This window comes from Paludisphaera sp. (assembly GCF_037189885.1).
Classification (GTDB): Bacteria; Planctomycetota; Planctomycetia; order Isosphaerales; family Isosphaeraceae; genus Paludisphaera.
Genome location: NZ_JBBCIR010000071.1, coordinates 124,037 through 142,108, shown reverse-complemented (window position 1 = coordinate 142,108; position 18,072 = coordinate 124,037). Strand labels below are relative to the sequence as shown.

Annotated in this window: 15 protein-coding genes and 1 tRNA gene; 9 read left to right on the top strand and 7 right to left on the bottom strand. The window is 70.7% G+C overall.

The window, feature by feature from the left end; translation table 11 throughout:
• Positions 1 to 272 precede the first annotated feature (272 nt).
• Together WG209_RS19605 and WG209_RS19600 are read right to left on the bottom strand one after the other, a co-directional pair.
• Positions 273 to 665: a hypothetical protein gene (locus tag WG209_RS19605; protein WP_337176778.1), complete on the bottom strand. Its 393-nt coding sequence runs from the start codon at positions 663 to 665 to the stop codon at positions 273 to 275.
• 96 nt (positions 666 to 761) lie between these two features.
• Complete coding sequence (locus WG209_RS19600) at positions 762 to 995, bottom strand: hypothetical protein (protein WP_337176777.1); 234 nt, start codon at positions 993 to 995, stop codon at positions 762 to 764.
• A 634-nt stretch (positions 996 to 1,629) separates the two neighbouring features.
• On the opposite strand from WG209_RS19600, the gene WG209_RS19595 reads away from it, so the two are divergent.
• The gene (locus WG209_RS19595; protein ID WP_337176776.1) at positions 1,630 to 2,715 is read left to right on the top strand and encodes an HAF repeat-containing protein; all 1,086 of its coding nucleotides are present in this window, start codon (positions 1,630 to 1,632) and stop codon (positions 2,713 to 2,715) included.
• On the opposite strand, the gene WG209_RS19590 is transcribed toward WG209_RS19595, so the two are convergent.
• Positions 2,702 to 3,124 (bottom strand): secondary thiamine-phosphate synthase enzyme YjbQ, encoded by a 423-nt coding sequence (locus WG209_RS19590; protein WP_337176775.1) that lies wholly within the window; start codon positions 3,122 to 3,124, stop codon positions 2,702 to 2,704. The two genes, WG209_RS19595 and WG209_RS19590, sit on opposite strands and share 14 nt — an antisense overlap.
• A 512-nt stretch (positions 3,125 to 3,636) precedes the next feature.
• On the opposite strand from WG209_RS19590, the gene WG209_RS19585 reads away from it, so the two are divergent.
• The 6 genes from WG209_RS19585 to WG209_RS19560 all read left to right on the top strand — a co-directional run bounded on the left by WG209_RS19585 (position 3,637) and on the right by WG209_RS19560 (position 10,503).
• Positions 3,637 to 3,709: transfer RNA gene (locus WG209_RS19585), tRNA-Glu, on the top strand.
• 94 nt (positions 3,710 to 3,803) lie between these two features.
• Positions 3,804 to 5,342: a hypothetical protein gene (locus tag WG209_RS19580; RefSeq protein WP_337176774.1), complete on the top strand. Its 1,539-nt coding sequence runs from the start codon at positions 3,804 to 3,806 to the stop codon at positions 5,340 to 5,342.
• Between the two features lie 83 nt (positions 5,343 to 5,425).
• On the top strand, positions 5,426 to 7,540 hold the full coding sequence (locus tag WG209_RS19575; protein WP_337176773.1) for an alpha-L-rhamnosidase C-terminal domain-containing protein: 2,115 nt from the start codon (positions 5,426 to 5,428) through the stop codon (positions 7,538 to 7,540).
• A 97-nt stretch (positions 7,541 to 7,637) separates the two neighbouring features.
• Entirely contained in the window at positions 7,638 to 9,056 is a 1,419-nt protein-coding gene (locus tag WG209_RS19570; RefSeq protein WP_337176772.1) for an ethanolamine ammonia-lyase subunit EutB, read from the top strand.
• A complete protein-coding gene (eutC, locus tag WG209_RS19565; RefSeq protein ID WP_337176771.1) occupies positions 9,053 to 9,874 on the top strand; it encodes an ethanolamine ammonia-lyase subunit EutC in 822 nt (273 codons plus the stop codon). Before WG209_RS19570 ends, eutC begins: the two co-directional genes overlap by 4 nt.
• 104 nt (positions 9,875 to 9,978) lie before the next feature.
• Complete coding sequence (locus WG209_RS19560) at positions 9,979 to 10,503, top strand: hypothetical protein (RefSeq protein WP_337176770.1); 525 nt, start codon at positions 9,979 to 9,981, stop codon at positions 10,501 to 10,503.
• A gap of 102 nt (positions 10,504 to 10,605) precedes the next feature.
• Here WG209_RS19560 and WG209_RS19555 read toward each other — a convergent pair whose 3' ends face one another.
• The gene (locus tag WG209_RS19555) at positions 10,606 to 11,721 is read right to left on the bottom strand and encodes an ATP-grasp domain-containing protein (RefSeq protein ID WP_337176769.1); all 1,116 of its coding nucleotides are present in this window, start codon (positions 11,719 to 11,721) and stop codon (positions 10,606 to 10,608) included.
• A gap of 77 nt (positions 11,722 to 11,798) precedes the next feature.
• Positions 11,799 to 12,152, bottom strand: coding sequence for a DUF6370 family protein (locus WG209_RS19550; protein WP_337176768.1), 354 nt, complete (start codon positions 12,150 to 12,152; stop codon positions 11,799 to 11,801).
• Positions 12,153 to 12,392: 240 nt separating this feature from the next.
• On the opposite strand from WG209_RS19550, the gene fae reads away from it, so the two are divergent.
• Positions 12,393 to 12,899 carry a formaldehyde-activating enzyme gene (fae, locus tag WG209_RS19545; protein WP_337176767.1) on the top strand — a complete coding sequence of 169 codons (507 nt, stop codon included), beginning with the start codon at positions 12,393 to 12,395 and terminating at the stop codon, positions 12,897 to 12,899.
• A gap of 109 nt (positions 12,900 to 13,008) precedes the next feature.
• Positions 13,009 to 13,887: a methylene-tetrahydromethanopterin dehydrogenase N-terminal domain-containing protein gene (locus WG209_RS19540; protein WP_337176766.1), complete on the top strand. Its 879-nt coding sequence runs from the start codon at positions 13,009 to 13,011 to the stop codon at positions 13,885 to 13,887.
• Positions 13,888 to 14,424: 537 nt separating this feature from the next.
• Here WG209_RS19540 and WG209_RS19535 read toward each other — a convergent pair.
• Together WG209_RS19535 and WG209_RS19530 are read right to left on the bottom strand one after the other, a co-directional pair.
• Positions 14,425 to 15,885, bottom strand: coding sequence for a DUF1501 domain-containing protein (locus tag WG209_RS19535; RefSeq protein ID WP_337176765.1), 1,461 nt, complete (start codon positions 15,883 to 15,885; stop codon positions 14,425 to 14,427).
• Positions 15,886 to 15,893: 8 nt separating this feature from the next.
• The gene (locus WG209_RS19530; protein ID WP_337176764.1) at positions 15,894 to 18,056 is read right to left on the bottom strand and encodes a DUF1553 domain-containing protein; all 2,163 of its coding nucleotides are present in this window, start codon (positions 18,054 to 18,056) and stop codon (positions 15,894 to 15,896) included.
• Positions 18,057 to 18,072: the final 16 nt, after the last annotated feature.

Here is an 18,072-nt window from a genome sequence, read left to right as displayed (position 1 = left end):
TCGCGGCCCGATGCTCATGCACCCTCGGCAAACGCGGTGCAAGGGAGGCCTACATTGCCCTGTATAAGACCGGGCGACTGATTTACGACCAACATCCCTCCTCGCCTCGTGGGAGAAGGTGGCCGAAGGCCGGACGGGGGGGACCCCCGGGCTATCGGCCGCGCCCCCTCGTCCGCCCCTCCGGCTCCTGCCCCATGGATTGCATTGTGTTTCGGCGGCAGCCCCTGGGACACGCGGGCCGCGCCCACGCCGACCAGAACCGCGAGCCAACGTCAGGCCCGGTCCTTGGCCCATGCGTCGTAAGCCCGCATGATTGAATCTCGCTCAAGATCCGACCCAACTTCATTTAAAAAATCTATCAGCACACCAATTCCTTTATCGAAGGCGTCGACACTCTCACGGCCTCCCGCGTAAATTGATTTCATCGTGTCATGATCCACGCCAGGACAGGACTTGAATATCAACAAGCTGTCCCATGTGAGATTGCCGCCGAATCCGACCGACAACACGAGCCACTCCCGGAGCGCCAGGATCGCTCGCCCATTAGACGCCGTGTCAATGCCGTTTATGTAGTCAACCAGACTGGTGAACTTATTGGACGTAAGATGCATAAACGGCCGTTTTCTTACGCTGTCCAGAGTATCCCTAAGCTCATCCGACGTCATGAAAAATCCCTTCGAGTGGTTGTGCGTAACTCAGATGGAGTTTAAGGCACCTCCTCCCACGACTGCACTTTCCGAGACTTCATGCACTCGGCGAGATCATGCGTCAGTCATCGGGGGCAAGCGGCGCCTCGCTTCCTGGTGGAACCAGGTCTCCACTTCGAGCGGGACGTCATCCCGATATCGCTCGAACTCGAATGAGCCGTCGGCATCCGAGTAGGACGCCCAGAGCGCCAACTCCCGAGGCGGGTTCCGCTCCCACAACTCCAGAAACATCCCGTCGCGATGGACGTCGCTGCCCATGACGGTCTCGTATCGCTCGTCGATTTGCATCGCCCCCTCCGCCGAGCGGTCATTGAGTGGACGGGGGCCGGCCCGACCGGGACGACGGCGGTCGCCACCCGGGAGCGTCCCCCTGGACGCGCCAGCCCCTGACGACATCTTCCCACCCTCTCCCCATCCAATGCCAGCGGCCCGCGTGGCTCGGCGGCCGTCATCTCCTCGCCACGTGATCCGCGTCCCCCGAGAAAAAACCTGATCGCCGCAACCACCGTCCTTAAAAGGAATTACCGCGATCCCGAGGACGCTCGCCGGGCGAAAATAGCCGCCTCGCGTTCCCTGACCGCGTTTTGTGTACATTGTCCAATATGGAGGACTCCGCTTCTCGCGTCCTCGGCGGCTCGATCCGTGCCTACGACCGAGGCGGGAGGAGCCGGGCCGACACACGATTCCGAGAGGCTTGCTAGACCAGATCAGCCGGGCTGGGGATCGAGGGACGAAGCACAGAAAACACCATCGACAACGACGAACGAAGCCAACGTAACATCGACACAGACCACTTGCCATTAAACAACTTGCGTCATCCGACGACGACCACTCCCCTTACGAACGAAGCCAACTCGCGCCGGGCGTCGACCGGCCGTCCGCTCGTCGACCCCGCCATCCCGCCCACCCCGAGGAGCGCCGCATGATCTCGATCCGAATCGCCGCCGCCTGCGTCCTGGTCGGGGTCGCCGCGGCCGAGGAGCCGCCGGCCCCGGGCGCGAGAAAATACACCGTGGTCGCGCCGATGGCCGGGGGGATGACCGCCGCGGCGATCAACGGCAAGGGGGACGTCGTCGGCTTCCACTGGGAGCCCGAGAACGGCGATCCGAACGTGCTGTACGAGGCGCCGTTCCTCGCCCGCGGCGGCGAGATCGTCCGCCTCCCCCTCCTGGAGACGTACACGGCCACGTTCCCGGCCGGGGTGAGCGACGACGACGTCGTGGTCGGCCGCTCCAGCAAGCCCGCGCCGCCGAACGTCGCCGTCTACCTCCGCAACCAGGCGTTCGTCTGGACGGAGAAGGACGGCATCCGCGGCCTGGGCGCGCCCGAGCCCGACGTCGCGTCGTTCGCCAGCGGGATCAGCCGCGACGGCCGTCGGATCTCCGGGTTCGGCGTCGGCGACCGGAGCCAGCGCGCCCTGATCTGGGACCGCGACGGCGACGCCTGGAAGCCCGTCGTCATCCCCGAGGGGGACCGCCTCGGCTCGAACGTCGTGGCCATCAGCCCCGACGGCAAGCGGCTCGCGGCCACGCGCGGGGTCGACCCCACGCTCTGGACCGAGACCGCCCCCGGCGAGTGGAAGTCCGAATCGCTCGACGGTGGGAAGGACCACTTCATCCCCCGCGCCGTCAACGACGCCGGCACGGTCGTCGGCTTCCGCAACGACCACGACGGGACCTACCGGGCGGTCGTCTGGACCCCGGGCCAGGGCGTGACGGTGCTGAGCCCTCCCCCCGGCTTCGTCCACGCGCAGGCCACCGCGATCAACAACGCGGGCGTCGTCGTCGGCCAGGTCGACGGCCCCCACGGCGGCCTCCCCGGCCCTCGCGGCTTCGTTTACGAGGACGGCAAGCTCCGCGTCCTGGACGAAGCGGGCCCGGACTTCACCTGGGCCACCGCCATCAACGACGCCGGCCAGGTCGCGGGCGTCATCGAGATGGAGGAAGAGCACCCCGACGAGCACGAGGAGCGGCCGGCGGCGGCCGACGCCCCGGTCACTCCCCGATGACCTTCACAAGCACCCGCTTGGGCCGACGGCCGTCGAACTCGCCGTAGAAGATCTGCTCCCAGGGGCCGAAGTCGAGCCTGCCGTCGGTGATGGCGACGACGACCTCGCGCCCCATGATTTGCCGCTTCATGTGGGCGTCGGCGTTGTCCTCGCCGGTCCGATTATGTCGGTAGCGCGCGGGGGAGGCGTCGAACGGGGCGAGCCCCTCCAGCCACTGCTTGTAATCCTCGTGCAGCCCGGGTTCGTCGTCGTTGATGAAGACCGACGCCGTGATGTGCATGGCGTTCACCAGCACCAACCCTTCCTTCACGCCGCTCTCGCGGACAAGGGACTCGACGTCGCGGGTGATGTTCACGAACCCCATGCGGGCCGGGACGTTGAACGTGAGGTGGCGAGTCAGCGACTTCATCGACGCCGGCGCTCCGGGGATTCGGGGCGAGTTGAACGTGACCGTGACGAACCGAGGCGAGGACGGGGACGACTTCCATGTCGTCCACCGGCGGGTCCAAATCCATGAGGGCACGCCGATCCCCCTTCCCTGAAGGACGGACTGGCCGCGTTCAGGGACGGAGGGCCGTACTCTGGTACGCTTCGAGAGCGCGGAAGGCCCGGCGTCTCCGCGACGCCCGGCGATCGTCGAGATTCGGCTGTCTGGATCGTAAGGACGACGAGACCCGAGGATGACCATCCCCGACCCCGACGTCAAGGATCCATCGAACGAACGTCGGCGGGCGGCGGGTCCCGCCCCCGGATTGGACGTCCGTGGAGCGTTCGGGGCGAGCGTTTTACGGCCCCATCGACCCCCGGACCGTTCGATGAACCCCGGCGACCGCCCGGGCCGCGGGGAGGTCTCGCGGCGGGTATTTCCACCGCCCCCTTGACCTTCGGCCCGCGTCCGGTATGATTGGTTTCACGTTCGACGCCCCCATCGTCTAGCGGCCTAGGATACTTGGTTCTCAGCCAAGGGACCGGGGTTCGAGTCCCCGTGGGGGTACTTCAAGAGGGAACGACGCTCGTTGGGCGTCGTTCCCTCTTCTCATTTAACCTGCCCCCATCCAAACCCGCCTCCATTGACGGACGGTCATCCCATGGTCGACGGAGACCAGCCGCCCATAGCCGACGGCCTGCCGCACGCGTTGAAGGCCCTGGCGACCCGGCTCGTGGACCTGGCGGCGCGCGACGACGGCCTCCGCGACGACCTGCGCGCGCTGGCGATCGCGGTCCTGACGGCCACGGAGCGTCCCGAGGCGGTCGCCGCGCCCGCCGCTGAGGAGGCCGCCGCGGACGACCGCGAGCCCGAGCCCGCCCCGCCCCCCTCGCCGCGACCTCCGCTCCCGGAGCTGACCCTGGGGCGCGCGCCGGCGCCCGCCCCACCTCCGCCGCCGGCGGAGATCCGGGCCGAGCGCGAGACGGCCGACGACGACCTGCCGGGGATCGAGGCCCGCTGCCGGCTCAAGGCCGAGGGGCTCCGCTGGGCCGCCAGGCGCCGCGGCATGGGCGACGAGGGGGCGGACTACGCCTTCGAGATCGCCCCCCGGGATCGCGACATCCTCGACCGCGCCCGCGCCGCCAATTGCTACCTCTGGATGAACACGCCCGACTTCGCGGTCCCGTCCGACCCCTCGCCGCTGGAGGACGCCGCCGGCTGCTTCGAGGCGGTCGCCGACGCCGTGGGCCTCGTCCGCGGCCTGCTGCCGGACATCGAGCGCGACCGCCGCTTCTTCGAACCGGCCCTGGACCTCCTGGCCGAGGCCCAATCCGCCCTGCGGGTGGCCGTCGAGCGCCTGGGCGTGGCCAAGGATCGCGAGCAATACGCCGCCTACGACTGGCTCCGCGGCATCGCGGCGAGGGAACAGATCTACATCCGTCGGTACATGCGGATCGACGACCCCGCCCCCCCCTCGGGCCACCCCGGCATCCAGGCCCGGATCGAGCGGCTCGACGCCGGCTTCCAGGAGACGCTCCGCCAGGGGAAGGCCCGCAAGTCCCTTCTCAGCAAGGCCCGCTACCACGCCCGACGGGTCGCCGGCGACGCGGGGGACGCCCACGACTGGGCCAAGATCGCCGAGAGCGTCGACGCCCTGATCGCCGGCGGCGAGCCCCCCAGCAGCGTCGAGATCCGCGAGATCCTCCTGCCGATCCTCGAACGCATGCCCGACCTGGGGGAGCCCCCGCGCAACCTGCGGCTGGTCCTCCGCGAGATCGACCGCTACCTCGCCGCCCGCCGCCCCGCCGCCGAGGCCGCCCCCGCCCCCGAGCCCCCGACCCCCGAGGTCGTCGAGGCCGCCCGGCTGCTCCGCGGCAAGTCCGTCGTCCTCATCGGCGGCGCCCGGCGGCCCGAGTCGCACGAGGCGATCGCCCGCGCGTTCGATCTCAAGGAGCTGAACTGGATCGAGACCCGCGAGCACGAGTCGATCGCCCACTTCGAGCACTCCGTCGCCCGCCCGGACGTCGCCCTGGTGATCCTGGCGATCCGCTGGTCCAGCCACTCCTTCGGCGACGTCAAGGAATTCTGCGACCGCCACGGCAAGCCCCTGCTCCGCCTCCCCCGCGGCTACAGCCCCAACCAGGTCGCCCACGAAGTCCTCGGCCAGTGCAGCGAACGCCTCGCACCGTCCTCGGGCTGAGCCGGGCCGCCCCTGGCGAAGGGCCTCGGCGGCGGGATAACATCGGTCCCCTCCCCCGACCCCCTCCCGCCGGAGCCGGAACCATGAAGCTCTCCCCGATGGCCCTGACTTGCATCGCGCTGGCCGCGACGGCCGCGTCCGCCGAGCCGCCGAGGCCGGCCCCCGAGGGCCTGATGTGCGAGCTGCTCGCCCATCCCGAGCGCGTCGAGATCGCCGATCCCCGGCCCGACTTCTCGTGGGTCGTCCGCTCGGCCGATCCCGACGACATCCAGTCGGCCTACCAGATCCGCGTCGCGGCCACGCCCGAGGCCCTCGCGCGCGGCGATGCCCCGCTCTGGGACTCTGGCCGCGTCGCCTCCGATCGCAGCACGGCCGTCGAGTACGCCGGGCCGGCGCTGGAGCCCTGGCGGTCGTACGCCTGGCGGGTCCGGACGTGGGGCCGGGGCGAGTCCCCGAGCGAATGGTCGGCCCCGCGGGTCTTCCGCGCCGGCGCCCTGGACGGCCACGCCACGCCGCGTTATCGGCTCGCCCAGGCCGAGGTCGCGCCGGCCTCGATCGGGGCGGCCGCCGACGGCGGCGCCTTCCTCGATTTCGGGCGGGCCGCCTTCGCCGGCCTCCGGCTCTCGCTCGAAGGGCCCGAGAGCGGCGGGGACGTCGTCGTCCACCTGGGCGAGGCGCTCGAGGCCCCCGGGAAAATCCTCCGCAAGCCCCCCGGCTCGGTCCGATATCACCGGGCCGTGGTCTCGCTCCTGCCGGGCCGGCACGACTACAACGTCCCCCTCCCCGATCGCGACACCCGGATGATGCCCGCGGAGGTCGGCGCGGTCATGCCTTTCCGGTACGTCGAGATCGAGGGGGCCACGGCCCCGATCGGCCCCGACGCCGCCCGGCAAGTCGTCGCCTTCTACCCGTTCGACGACCAGGCCGCGCGGTTCGCGTCGTCCGACCCGAAGCTCGACGCCGTGTGGGAGATGTGCAAGTACTCGATGAAGGCCACGAGCTTCTGCGGGCTGTTCGTCGACGGCGACCGCGAGCGGCTCCCCTACGAGGCCGACGCTTACATCAACCAACTCGGCTGGTACGCCTGCGACCGCGAGTTCACCCTGCCGCGGCTCACCCACGAATACCTGATGGACAACCCGACCTGGCCGCCGGAGTGGAAGCACCACTCCGTCCTGATGGCCTGGTGCGACTACCTCTACACCGGCGACGCCGACTCCCTCTCCGCCTGCTATGACCGCCTCAAGTCCGAAAAGCTCCTGGCCCATCGCGCCCGCGCCGACGGCCTGCTCGACACAACGGGTCTGCGCGACCTCGTCGACTGGCCCGTTGGCGAGCGCGACGGCTTCGATTTCAAGCCCGTGAACACCGTGTATAACGCCTTCTATCAGAGATCGCTGGCGCTGATGGCGGAGATCGCCGAGGCGCTGGAGAAGGCCGAGGACGCCGCGAGCTTCCGCGCCGAGGCCGCCCGCGTCGCCGCGGCGATCGAGGCGAAGCTGGTTGACGCGGCGACCGGCCTGTACGTCGACGGCGAGGGCTCGGCCCATTCGTCGCTCCACGCCAACATGATGCCCCTGGCATTCGGCCTCGTCCCCGAGGGCAGGCGCGAGCGGGTCGTGGAGTTCGTCAAGTCGCGCGGGATGGCGTGCGGCGTCTACGCCGCGCAGTACCTGATGGACGCCCTGTTCGACGCCGACGAGGCCGACCACGCCTACTCCCTGATGCTCGCCCCGGGCGACCGGAGCTGGCGGCACATGGTCGAGGGCGTCGGCACGACGATCGCCCTCGAGGCCTGGGACCAGAAGTACAAGCCGAACCAGGACTGGAACCACGCCTGGGGCGCGGCGCCGGCGAACCTCATCCCGCGCAAGCTGATGGGGGTGGAGCCGATCGAGCCGGGCTTCCGGACCGTCCGGATCCGGCCCCGGCCCGGCCCGCTGGAATCCGCCTCGCTCGACCTGCCGACGATCCGCGGGACCATCCGCGTCGACTTCCGGGCGTCGCCCGAAACGTTCGCGATGGGCGTGGAGATCCCGGCCAACGTCCGGGCCCAGGTCCACGTCCCGGCCGGCGCCCGCGGCGACGACGTCGTCCAGGTCGACGGTGCCCCCCGGGCCACCCGCCGCGAGGGGGACGCCCTGGTCGTCGAGCCGATCGGCTCCGGGACGCATCGAATCGTCCGCGAGCTGCGCTGACCGCCGCGCCCGCGGCGGCGACGTGTTGCCTAACGGATCGGGTCGCCCCAAAATGGGCCGTCCCGATCCCAATCCTCCCCCCCGCGGGGCGCCTACCATGAACCTGACGACCACCCTGCGCGGCGAGTGCTTCCGGTTCGGCTCGCTGGCCGAGGTTTTGGCGAAGGCCAACGAGGAGAAGTCGGGCGACCAGCTCGCCGGGATCGCCGCGAGGACCGAGCGCGAGCGCGTCGCGGCCAAGATCGTGCTCGCGGGGCTGACGCTGGGCGAGGTGGTCGACAACCCGGTGATCGATCCCGACGCCGACGAGGTCAGCCGGCTGACCCTCGACCGGCTGGACGCCGACGCCTTCGCCCCCTTCCGCGGCATGACGCTGGGCGAGTTCCGCGAGTGGCTCCTCGACGACGCCACCACGCCCGAGGCCATCGCCGCGGCGCGGGGCGCGATCACCCCGGAGGTCGCCGCGGGGGTCGCCAAGCTGATGGGCAACAAGGATCTGGCCGTCGCCGCGGCCCGGATCCGCGTCGTCACCCGATGCCGCAACACGATGGGGGAGGCCGGCGTCCTGGGCATCCGCGTCCAGCCCAACCACCCGAGCGACGACCTGGGGGGCATCCTCCTCTCCGCCGTCGACGGCCTGGCCCACGGCTGCGGCGACGCCCTCATCGGCGTCAATCCGGCCACCGAGTCCGTCGACGCCGTCGCCGGCATCCTCCGCGCCCTGGGGAGGCTCATCGACGCCCTCGGCATCCCGACGCAGGCGTGCTGCCTGGCCCACGTCACGACCCAACTGGCCTGCATCGACCGCGGCGCCCCGGTCGACCTGCTGTTCCAGTCGGTCGCCGGCACGCAGGCCGCCAACCGCGGCTTCGGGATCGACCTCGCCCTGCTCCGGGAGGGCCGCGAGCGCGTGCTGGAGCACCACGCCGCGCGCGACGTCGCCTGGGTCGGCGAGCAGGCCATGTACTTCGAGACCGGCCAGGGGAGCGCGCTCTCGGCCGGGGCGCACCACGGCGTCGACCAGCTCACGCTGGAGGCCCGCGCCCAGGCCGTCGCGAGGGCGTTCGACCCGTTCCTGGTCAACAGCGTCGTCGGCTTCATCGGGCCGGAGTACCTGTTCGACGAGCGCCAGATCGTCCGCGCCGGGCTGGAGGACCACTTCGTCGGCAAGCTGCAAGGGCTGCCGATGGGGGTCGACGTCTGCTACACGAACCACGCCGCGGCCGACCAGAATTCGGCCGACAACCTGCTGCTCCTGCTGACGGCGGCCGGCTGCAACTTCTTCATGGGAGTCCCCTGCTCCGACGACGTCATGCTCAACTATCAGTCGACCAGCCACCACGACGCCATGGCCGTCCGCGACCTCTTCCGCCTCCGCCCCGCCCCCGAGTTCGAAGCCTGGCTCGTCGGCCGAGGGCTGGGCCGGGGGGCCTCGCCCATCGACCAAGACCGGGCCCGAAACTCGACGCTCGGGGCCCTCGAATCGGTCCTCTCGGAGGCCGGGACGCGATCATGAACGATCAGCTCCCCGATCGCGACGGCCCCGATCCGGCGTTCCTCGCCCGCGTCCGCGCCCAGACTCCGGCGCGGCTGCTGACCGGCCGCGCCGGCGGCTCCTACCGCACGTCCACCTGGCTGGAGCTTCGCGCCGACCACGCCGCGGCGCGCGACGCCGTCCGCGACGCGATCGACCTCGACCGCGACCTCGGCCGCGCCTTCCTCGACCGCTGGGACGTCTTCGAAGTCGCCACCCTCGCCGGATCGAAGGATGAATACCTCCTCCGCCCCGACCTGGGACGATCGCTGGCCGCCGAGGCCCGGGAAGCCCTCGCCGCGCGTCGGATGAAGGGGGTCGACGCGCAGCTCGTGTTGGGAGACGGCCTCTCCGCCGCGGCGCTGGTCGCGCAGGCACCGAAGCTGGTCCCCGCGCTGGCCGACGAACTGGCCGCGAACGGCCTGGGCGTGGGCCTCCCGTTCTTCGTCCGCAACTGCCGCGTCGGCGTGATGAACGACGTGGGCGACGTCCTCGCCCCGGCGGTCGTGATCCTGCTCATCGGCGAGCGCCCCGGCCTCGCCACCGCCGAAAGCCTCTCGGTTTACCTCGCCTATCGGCCGAAGCCCGGCGACGACGACTCCCGCCGCAACCTCATCTCCAACATCCACGCCCGAGGCGTCCCGATCGACCAGGCCGCCGCCCGCGTCGTCCACCTCGCCCGCCGGATGATCGCCGACCAAACTAGCGGCGTCGCCATCAAGGAGACGTGGACCCCCGCGCTGGCCGCGTCAAAATGTCTCGGGGAAGATCACCAACGCGCGCCAGGCCAGGGCCCCTGATCAAGCCGACCGGCCGCTCGGCCGGGCCGTTGTCAGCGAAACCGAGGATGGCCCGGCCGAAACCTCGGCGGGCCGAGGACGCCCACGAGGCCCCGGATCGACCGATGGACGCCTGGAAGAAGCTCCGGTCCCTGTTCGACACGGACGACGGCTCCCTCCCCGAAATCCGCCTCGCCGGGCTGAGCCGCGACGGGGTGGCGCGCGTCTTCGACCTCATTCGGTCTCGAGCCACGCTGGATTCCGACGCGGTTTTCTGGCACCGCGCCCTCGACCGGGAGGAGTTGCTCGGCGCCCATCGCGACCCGGCCGGCATGGTGGCTTCGGGCGAGGCGGAGCCGTTCCACTTCGTGGCCTCCGGGATCTCGGCCGGAGGGACGATCCTGCCCGATCTGGGCGTGTTCGTCTTCTCGGACGAGGTCGCCCTCGACTACCGAATGGGTCCCGAGTGGGGCGAGGCGGAGCTTGGGGCCCTGTTCGAACTCCTCCGGATCCTGACGGCCGCCGCCCCGGAAGCCCGCGTCGAACTGGACGATCATGGATTGCCCGAGGTGGAGCGACTTTTCCTGGACGAGTGGGCGGCCTATTGTCGGGCCGCGACCCATTCCTCGCCGGATAACGACCCGAGGTGAACGGGCACGCGGGCGACGCCCCGCCTCAAGGAAGCGACCCCTTGCAGCACCTATGGGTCATCTCGCGTCGACATCGGGGACATCTGGAACGATGAGATCGAATCAACGGCACACGAGCATTTCTCCCCAAGCCGCCTCGCGCCGGTCCAGTTCCGCGAGGCACCCCTCGGGGCTCCTCCCGCGCGCGAAGACGGTCAGGATCGGCTCGCCCGGCTCGATGACGGTGCCGGGGCGCGGCACGTCGGCGAAGGGGGGCTCGCGGAAATGCCCGGCGAACGGCGGCGGGGCGATCGCCGGGAACGTCAGACGACTTCGCGCGTACAGGATTTGCTTGCCGACGCAATCGCCGCCGACGTCCGCCTCCTCCCCGATCTCGCGATCGAGGCACGCGCGGATATGATCTCGCATGAGCGATCGTCCCGACGCGTATTCGAACAACTCGGAGGACGCCGTGTAGCGCGGGTTGACCTCCAGCACCCACGGACGACCGTCGGCCAGGACGAAGTCGACGCCGAACAGGCCGACCGGCTCGAAGCGGCGGGCGAGGGTCGCCCCGATCCGCCTCAATTCGTCTTCCGCCGACGCCGCGACGGGCCATGGCGCGACCCCGCCGCGATACAGGAACGTCGCGCCGGGGACGCCCGGGAACTGCCGGGCCACGCCGACCAGCCGGGAACGGCCGTCGGCGGCGACGAACAGGGCGGAGAACGTCGGCCCGTCGATGAACTCCTGGAAGTGGGTCGGCGGGACTTCTCCGGGGGCGTCGGCCCATCGCGCGCCGAGGCCGCCGGCCGTCGCGGTCGACTTGGCGAGCCATCGGCCGGCGGCCGGGGCGGTCGCGGCGAGGCGGGGGGTCGCCAGGCCCTCGGCGCGCAGGGCCTCGGCGATAGCCCAGGGGTCGCGGATGCGTCGCAGGACGTCGGCACTGCTACCGAGCAGCGGGGCGACGCGCGAAAGCCGCTCGACGAGGTCGGGGCGAGCCTCCATCGAGCCGGTGTAGAGCCAGGCATCGCATGGGGAGGCGGCGGCCAGCCGCTCCAGGCCGTCGGCGTCGCGATCGGGGTCGAAGCGATCGACGGGGGCGAGCGCGACGAGGTCGGCGTCGGCGAACAGGTCCAGGCAGCGCGGGGAGAGCCCTGCGCGGGCGGCCGAGGAGGCCGCGGCCCGCGTGCTGGCGCCGACGATCAGGACGGTCGCGACGGGGGGGGTGGGGGTCATGGGCGCGGGCGCAAGCGCAAGCGGCCCCGCGCCGAGGTTCTCGGGGCGGGGCCGCGGGATGGCGACTTCACTTCGGGTCAGTCGTCGGCCTTGGTGAGCTTCTCGGTCGGGGTCAGGACGAGCTTGCCGTCCTTCTCCTCGCAGGTGCCGACGACCTTCACCTTGACCGGCTTGTCCTTCTTGGCGGTGCAGATGCCCAGGCCGCTGTGGGCGTCCTTGAAGAACTCGTTCTTCTTGAGGTAGTAGGTCTTCTTCTCGCCGTCCTTCTCGACCATGACGACGTTCTCGCAGGCCTCGGTCTCCTGGAGGGCGCACTTGCCGCAGACGGCGTCGCCCTTGATCGTGACCTTCTTGCCGTCGTCGGCCCGGGAGACGCCCAGGGCCAGGGTGAGCGCGCCGCAGACCGCCAGGGCCAGGAGCTTGTGCATCATTCTCTCCATCGTTGGGGTTGTCGCAGCGGGCCCGGGGCTCGCGCCCTCCCGCTCGATGGGTATTCAAACACCTCGCGCGCCGCGAAACAACGATTTTCCGCCCGGACGCCACATTCTTCCGGGGGGTTGCCCGCCGCGAGGGGGCCGTCTATCATGCGGGTCTCGATCGCGCCGGCCCTCCGCGGCGCGCTTCCGCGCGAACGAAACGAATCGAACCAGGGAATCAGGGAGAACCACCCGATGGCCGGCGAAATCCTCATGAATATCGGCGAGGCCCTCGTGGGCGAAGGCAACGAGATCGCCCACATCGACCTGCTGATCGGCAAGAAGGACGGGCCGGTGGGCGTCGCCTTCGCCAACGCGCTGGCCAACCAGTCGCACGGCCACACGAACCTGCTGGCCGTCCTCACCCCCAACCTGATCTGCAAGCCGGCCACGGTGATGGTCACCAAGGTCACGATCAAGGGGATGAAGCAGGCCGTGCAGATGTTCGGCCCGGCGCAGGCCGCGGTCGCCAAGGCCGTCGCCGACAGCGTCGCCGACGGGGTCATCCCCGCCGACGCGGCCGATGACCTGGTCATCGTCTGCGGCGTCTTCATCCACCCCGAGGCCGAGGACGACGCCAAGATCCTCAAGTTCAACTACGAGGCCACCAAGCTCGCCATCGCCAGCGCGATGAAGAGCGAGCCCAAGATCGCCGACATCACCGCCAAGAAGGACTCGGTCAAGCACCCCTTCGCCGGCTGATCGGGCCGGATCGACGGCAACCCACAACCTCCCCTCGCCCCTCCCATCGCGGAGGCGGCGGGGGAGAGGCGCGTCCCCCCCGATTCCCCCGCGCCGAGGTCGTCATGTCATGGCCGATGACAAGGCAACGATCCTGATCCAGCTGGACGTCGACCCCCAGCCCAGCGTGTTCGACGCGGTGGTGGCCGTCGACGCCGGGGTGGCCCACCTGTTCCGCCACGGCGGCGTCTCGCCCCAGGACGTCCGGGATCTCGTCCACGGCGCCCTCTTCACGCGCGGGCCTTCCGACCTCCACCGCACGGCGCTCTTCATCGGCGGCTCGGACGTGGCGAAGGCCGAGGAGCTGCTGCAAAAGGTGAAGTCGACCTTCTTCGGCCCCTTCCGCGTCTCCGCCCTCATCGACCCCAACGGGTCCAACACAACGGCCGCCGCGGCCGTGCTGGCGGCCTCCTCCAGCCTGGGCGGCTCGCTCGCCGGCGTGAAGGCGGCCGTGCTGGCGGCGACCGGCCCCGTCGGCCAGCGCGTGGCGCGGCTGCTCGGACGCCAGGGCGCGACCGTCGCCGTCGGCTCGCGCGACCTGGAACGCGCCGGCAAGCTGGCGGAGGGCCTCCGCGCGACCACCGGCGCGACCTACGAGCCCTTCAGCAACGCCGACCCGGACACCGCCCGCGCCGCGATGGCGGGCGCGTCCCTGATCGTCTCCGCGGGGGCCGGCGGCGTCCAGCTCTTGCCGGCCGCGTCCTGGCGGGGGCTCAAGGATCTCCGCGCCCTCGTCGACCTGAACGCCGTCCCCCCGCTGGGCGTCGAGGGGATCGAGGCCGGCGACAGGGGCGTCGACCGCGACGGCGTGAAGGCCTGGGGCGCCCTCGGCGTCGGCGGCCTCAAGATGAAGATCCACAGGCGCGCCGTCCAGGCCCTCTTCGAAGCCAACGACCGCGTCCTCGACGCCGAGGAAGTCCTCGAAATCGGCCGCGACCTCGTCGGCTGAGACTTCGGGGTTTTTATTTTCGGATTCCTGAAATCTCGCCCCCGCGACGCGGATCATTCCGGGAGAAGGGGCCGTGCGTCCCCGCCCCGGCTCCTTGACAATCCGCATGTTCGCGACGCGGAGCGGCCGGAGCGGGCCGCAAGGCTCCGTCGAAAGAATCGGGGTTCGAGCGAGCGTATCTCCCCTTCTCCCCTCGTGGGAGAAGGTGCCCCGTAGGGGCGGATGAGGGGGCGCGAGCGAAGGCCGGCGGGGGTCCCCTCATCCGGCCTTCGGCCACCTTCTCCCACCAGGGGAGAAGGGATGCTTATCCCGACCTTCCTTCTCGCTCTTTGGACGAGCAACCGATCATCAGCCCTCCGTCTGCTCTCCCTGGAGAAGGCGACGACGGCCGCGTTCGACCACATCGATTTCGACGAACGAAGCCAACTTCGGGCGACGAAACCCGCGACGTAAAACGATGCGTCGCGGCCCCTTATAACGCCAACCTCGTGTCAAGCCGCGAAACCGCGGCTGACGAACGAAGCCAGATCGAAGCCGTCAGATGAGCTGGTGGATCGGCTCGGCGCCCTCGACGCCGACGAGCTTCTGGTCGAGGCCGCCGTGGAAGTAGGAGAGGGCGTCGGGGTCGAAGCCGAGGCGGTCGAGGATCGTGGCGTGGAGGTTCTTGACGTGGAAGCGGTCGTCGACGGCGCGGGCGCCGATCTCGTCGGTCGTGCCGACGCTCACGCCCCCCTTGATGCCGCCGCCGGCCATCCAGACCGTGAAGCCGTAGGAGTTGTGGTCGCGGCCGGTCCCCTCGGCGTACTCGGCCGTCGGCTGGCGGCCGAACTCGCCGCCCCAGACCACCAGGGTCTCGTCCAGCAGCCCCCGGCGCTTCAGGTCCTTCAGCAGCCCGGCGATCGGCAGGTCGGTCCGGCCGGCGTGCTTGGTGTGGTTGGAGACGATGTCGCCGTGGGCGTCCCAGTTGTCGTCGTTGTGGGCGCCGCCGGAGTACACCTGGATGAACCGCACCCCGCGCTCCACCAGACGGCGGGCCAGCAGGCACTTGCGGCCGAAGTCGGCCGTCTCGGCCCGGTCGATCCCATACAGCGACAGCGTCTCGGCCGACTCCTGCCCGTAGTCGACGGCCTCCGGGGCGTGCCGCTGCATCCGGAAGGCCAGCTCATAGCTGGCGATCCGCGCGGCCAGCTCGGAGTTCTCGGCGCGGGTCGCGCGGTGCTCCTCGTTCTTCTCGCGCAGGCGGTCGAGCAGCCGGCGCTGGAGCGGTCGGTCGACCCCCTTCGGCGGGGCGAGGTCGTGGATCGGCACGCCGTCGGCCCGGATGACGGTCCCCTGGTAGACGGCCGGCATGTAGCCGCTGGACCAGTTCTTGGGCCCGCTGATCGGCCCGCCGGTCTGGTCGAGCATGACCACGAATCCCGGCAGGTCCTGGTTCTCGCTCCCCAGGCCGTAGGTGACCCACGAGCCCAGGCAGGGATGGCCGCTGAGGATCCGGCCCGAGTTCATCATCAGCATGGCCGAGCCGTGAATGGGCGAATCGGCGTACATGGAGTGGACGAAGGCCATGTCGTCGACGCAGCTCCCCAGGTTCGGGAACAGGTCGGAGACCATCTTGCCGCACTCGCCGTAGGGCCGGAACGCCCACTTGGGGCCGACCACCCGCCCCTCGTTCTTCTTCCCGCCCCGGCCGAAGGTCTTCACCTCGATCGTCTTGCCGTCCAGCGGGTAGAGGTCGGGCTTGTAGTCGAACGTGTCGACGTGGCTCGGCCCGCCGTACATGAACAGGAAGATGACGCTCTTGGCCTTCGCGGGCCTCGGCGACGCCTTGGGGGCGAGCGGGTTGACGAACGGCGTCAGGCCGTCGGCCGCGCGGGCCTGCCTGGCGAGGAAGCCGTCGGCCGACAGCATCCCCGCCAGCGCCGCCGCCGTGAAGCCGCCGCCGGTCTCCCAGAGGAACTCGCGGCGGGTGCGCCCGCAGAATTGATCCTGGTGACTCATGAGGGGCCTCAATCAATATAGAGGAAGGCGTTGGCGTTGAGCGTCAGCAGGGCGTACTGCACGAGCGCGGCCCGCTCCGAGAGCCCGGCCTCCTCGCGGAGCGACCGGAGGAACGCCACGTCCCGCGCCCGCTCGTCGGCGCTCGGCTCGCGGCCGGTGGTCAGGAGGACGGCCAGCCGCGCCTGGGCGGCCAGGTCCCCCGCGCCGGCCTCGGCCTCCAGGCGATCGGCGAAGGTCGCGGCCTGCTCGTTGGAGAACGAGCCGTTCAGCAGGCCGAGCGCCTGCGTGGGCACGGTGGTGGTGTGGCGGACAGGGCAGCTCGCGTCGACGTCGGCCGCGTCGTGGGTCGCCAGGATCGGCAGGGCCAGCGAACGCTTCACGTGGACGTAGACGCTCCGACGCGCCGACTCGTCCGGCGGCGAGACCGTCCACCCCTGCCCCGGCACCGACTGCCCCGCCAGCACCTCGTCCGGGATCGGCGGGCAGACCCAAGGCCCCCCCGCCTTGTCGTTCAGGGCCCCGCTCGCCGCCAGGATGGAATCCCGGACCTCCTCGGCCGTCAGGCGACGCATCGGGAACCGCTGGAACTTCCGGTTCTGCGGGTCGGCCGCGAGCGCCTCGGGCGAGGGCCGCGACGACATCCGATAGGCGCTCGAAAGCATGATCAGGCGATGCATCCGCTTGACCTTCCAGCCCCCGTCCACCAGCTCCGACGCCAGCCAGTCCAGCAGCTCCGGGTGGGTGTTGGGCTCGCCCAGGGTGCCGAAGTCGTTCGGCGAGGGGACCAGGCCCCGGTTGAAGTGGTACTGCCAGAGGCGGTTGGCGAAGACCCTCGCGGTCATCGGGTTGCGGCGGTCGGTCAGCCACTCGGCCAGCGCCCGCCGCTTGCCGCGACCGGCCTCGAACGTCGGCGCCTCCCCGAGCGCGATCGGCACGCCGGGCTCGACCTTCGGCCCCACCAGCGCGGGATTGCCGCGGAGCAGGACGTGGGCCTGGTCGCGCCCCTTCGAGACCGCGGCCATCACCTCCACCCGCTCCGGCCCCACCTTCCGCGTCTCCAGCCCGGTCTGCCGCCCCATGTCGATGAAGAAGGCGAGCAGGCGGTAGTAGTCGGACTGCGGGATCGGGTCCTTCTTGTGGTCGTGGCAGCGGGCGCAGTTGATCGTCATGCCGAGGAAGACCTGGCCGACGTTGGCGACGATGCCGTCGAGCGCCTCATACCGGGCGAGGGGCCTGTCGGCCGGCTCGTCGTCCCAGAGGCCGACGCGGTAGAAGCCGGTGGCGACCTGGGCCTCGACCGAGTCGGGGGCGACCTCGTCGCCGGCGAGTTGCTCGAGGGCGAAGCGGTCGAACGGCTTGTCCCGGTTGAAGGCGTCGACGACGTAGTCGCGATACCGCCAGATGAACGGCTTGGCGGCGTCGCGCTCGAAGCTGTTCGTCTCCGCGTAGCCGACCAGGTCCAGCCAGTGCCGGCCCCAGGCCTCGCCGTAGCGCGGGGAGGCGAGCAGGCGGTCGACCAGGCGCTCGAAGGCGTCGGGAGCCGGGTCGGACTCGAACGCCTCCACCTCGGCCGGCGTCGGGGGGAGGCCGGTCAGGTCGTAGGTGGCGCGACGGATCAGCGTCCGGCGATCGGCCTCGGGCGCGGGGGCCAGGCCGTCGGGCTCCAGCCCGGCGAGGATGAAGGCGTCGATCGGGTTCCGGCCCCATCCGGCGTCCTCCACCGCGGGGACCGCCGGCCGCTCGACCTGGGCGTAGGGCCAGGCCGCCGGCTCCTCCTCGTCGTGGGCATCCGCCCCGGCGACCTCCTCCGAGCCCTCGCCGCCGGGCCACGGCGCGCCGGCGGCGACCCATTCGGCCAGGGCCTGGATCTCGTCGTCCGGCAGCCGCCCCGAGGGGGGCATCTCCAGCCCTTCCTCGTAACGGATCGCCTGGAGCAGCAGGCTCTCGTCGGGCTCGTCGGCGTCGATGGCCGGGCCTAGGTCCCCCCCTTTCGCCAGGGAGTCGCGGCCGGCGACGCTCAGGCCGCCGCGGGTCTTCTCGCCGCCGTGGCACTTCAGGCAGCGCGTCGACAGGATCTCGCGGGCCTTCGCGAAGTCCTCCGCCAGGCCCCGGATCGGGGACGACGCGGCGAGGAACGCCAGACCGAGCGCGAAGAAACGACGGATGAGCATGCGATTCCGCCTCGAA

Coding starts and splice junctions, on each gene's coding strand:
- WG209_RS19590 (WP_337176775.1), bottom strand. CDS start 3,124: ATGAAGTCGCTGACTCGCCACCTCACGTTCAACGTCCCGGCCCGCATG.
- WG209_RS19535 (WP_337176765.1), bottom strand. CDS start 15,885: ATGAGTCACCAGGATCAATTCTGCGGGCGCACCCGCCGCGAGTTCCTC.
- eutC (WP_337176771.1), top strand. CDS start 9,053: ATGAACGATCAGCTCCCCGATCGCGACGGCCCCGATCCGGCGTTCCTC.
- WG209_RS19530 (WP_337176764.1), bottom strand. CDS start 18,056: ATGCTCATCCGTCGTTTCTTCGCGCTCGGTCTGGCGTTCCTCGCCGCG.
- WG209_RS19605 (WP_337176778.1), bottom strand. CDS start 665: ATGACGTCGGATGAGCTTAGGGATACTCTGGACAGCGTAAGAAAACGG.
- fae (WP_337176767.1), top strand. CDS start 12,393: ATGGCCGGCGAAATCCTCATGAATATCGGCGAGGCCCTCGTGGGCGAA.
- WG209_RS19540 (WP_337176766.1), top strand. CDS start 13,009: ATGGCCGATGACAAGGCAACGATCCTGATCCAGCTGGACGTCGACCCC.
- WG209_RS19550 (WP_337176768.1), bottom strand. CDS start 12,152: ATGATGCACAAGCTCCTGGCCCTGGCGGTCTGCGGCGCGCTCACCCTG.
- WG209_RS19570 (WP_337176772.1), top strand. CDS start 7,638: ATGAACCTGACGACCACCCTGCGCGGCGAGTGCTTCCGGTTCGGCTCG.
- WG209_RS19560 (WP_337176770.1), top strand. CDS start 9,979: ATGGACGCCTGGAAGAAGCTCCGGTCCCTGTTCGACACGGACGACGGC.
- WG209_RS19555 (WP_337176769.1), bottom strand. CDS start 11,721: ATGACCCCCACCCCCCCCGTCGCGACCGTCCTGATCGTCGGCGCCAGC.
- WG209_RS19600 (WP_337176777.1), bottom strand. CDS start 995: ATGCAAATCGACGAGCGATACGAGACCGTCATGGGCAGCGACGTCCAT.
- WG209_RS19575 (WP_337176773.1), top strand. CDS start 5,426: ATGAAGCTCTCCCCGATGGCCCTGACTTGCATCGCGCTGGCCGCGACG.
- WG209_RS19580 (WP_337176774.1), top strand. CDS start 3,804: ATGGTCGACGGAGACCAGCCGCCCATAGCCGACGGCCTGCCGCACGCG.
- WG209_RS19595 (WP_337176776.1), top strand. CDS start 1,630: ATGATCTCGATCCGAATCGCCGCCGCCTGCGTCCTGGTCGGGGTCGCC.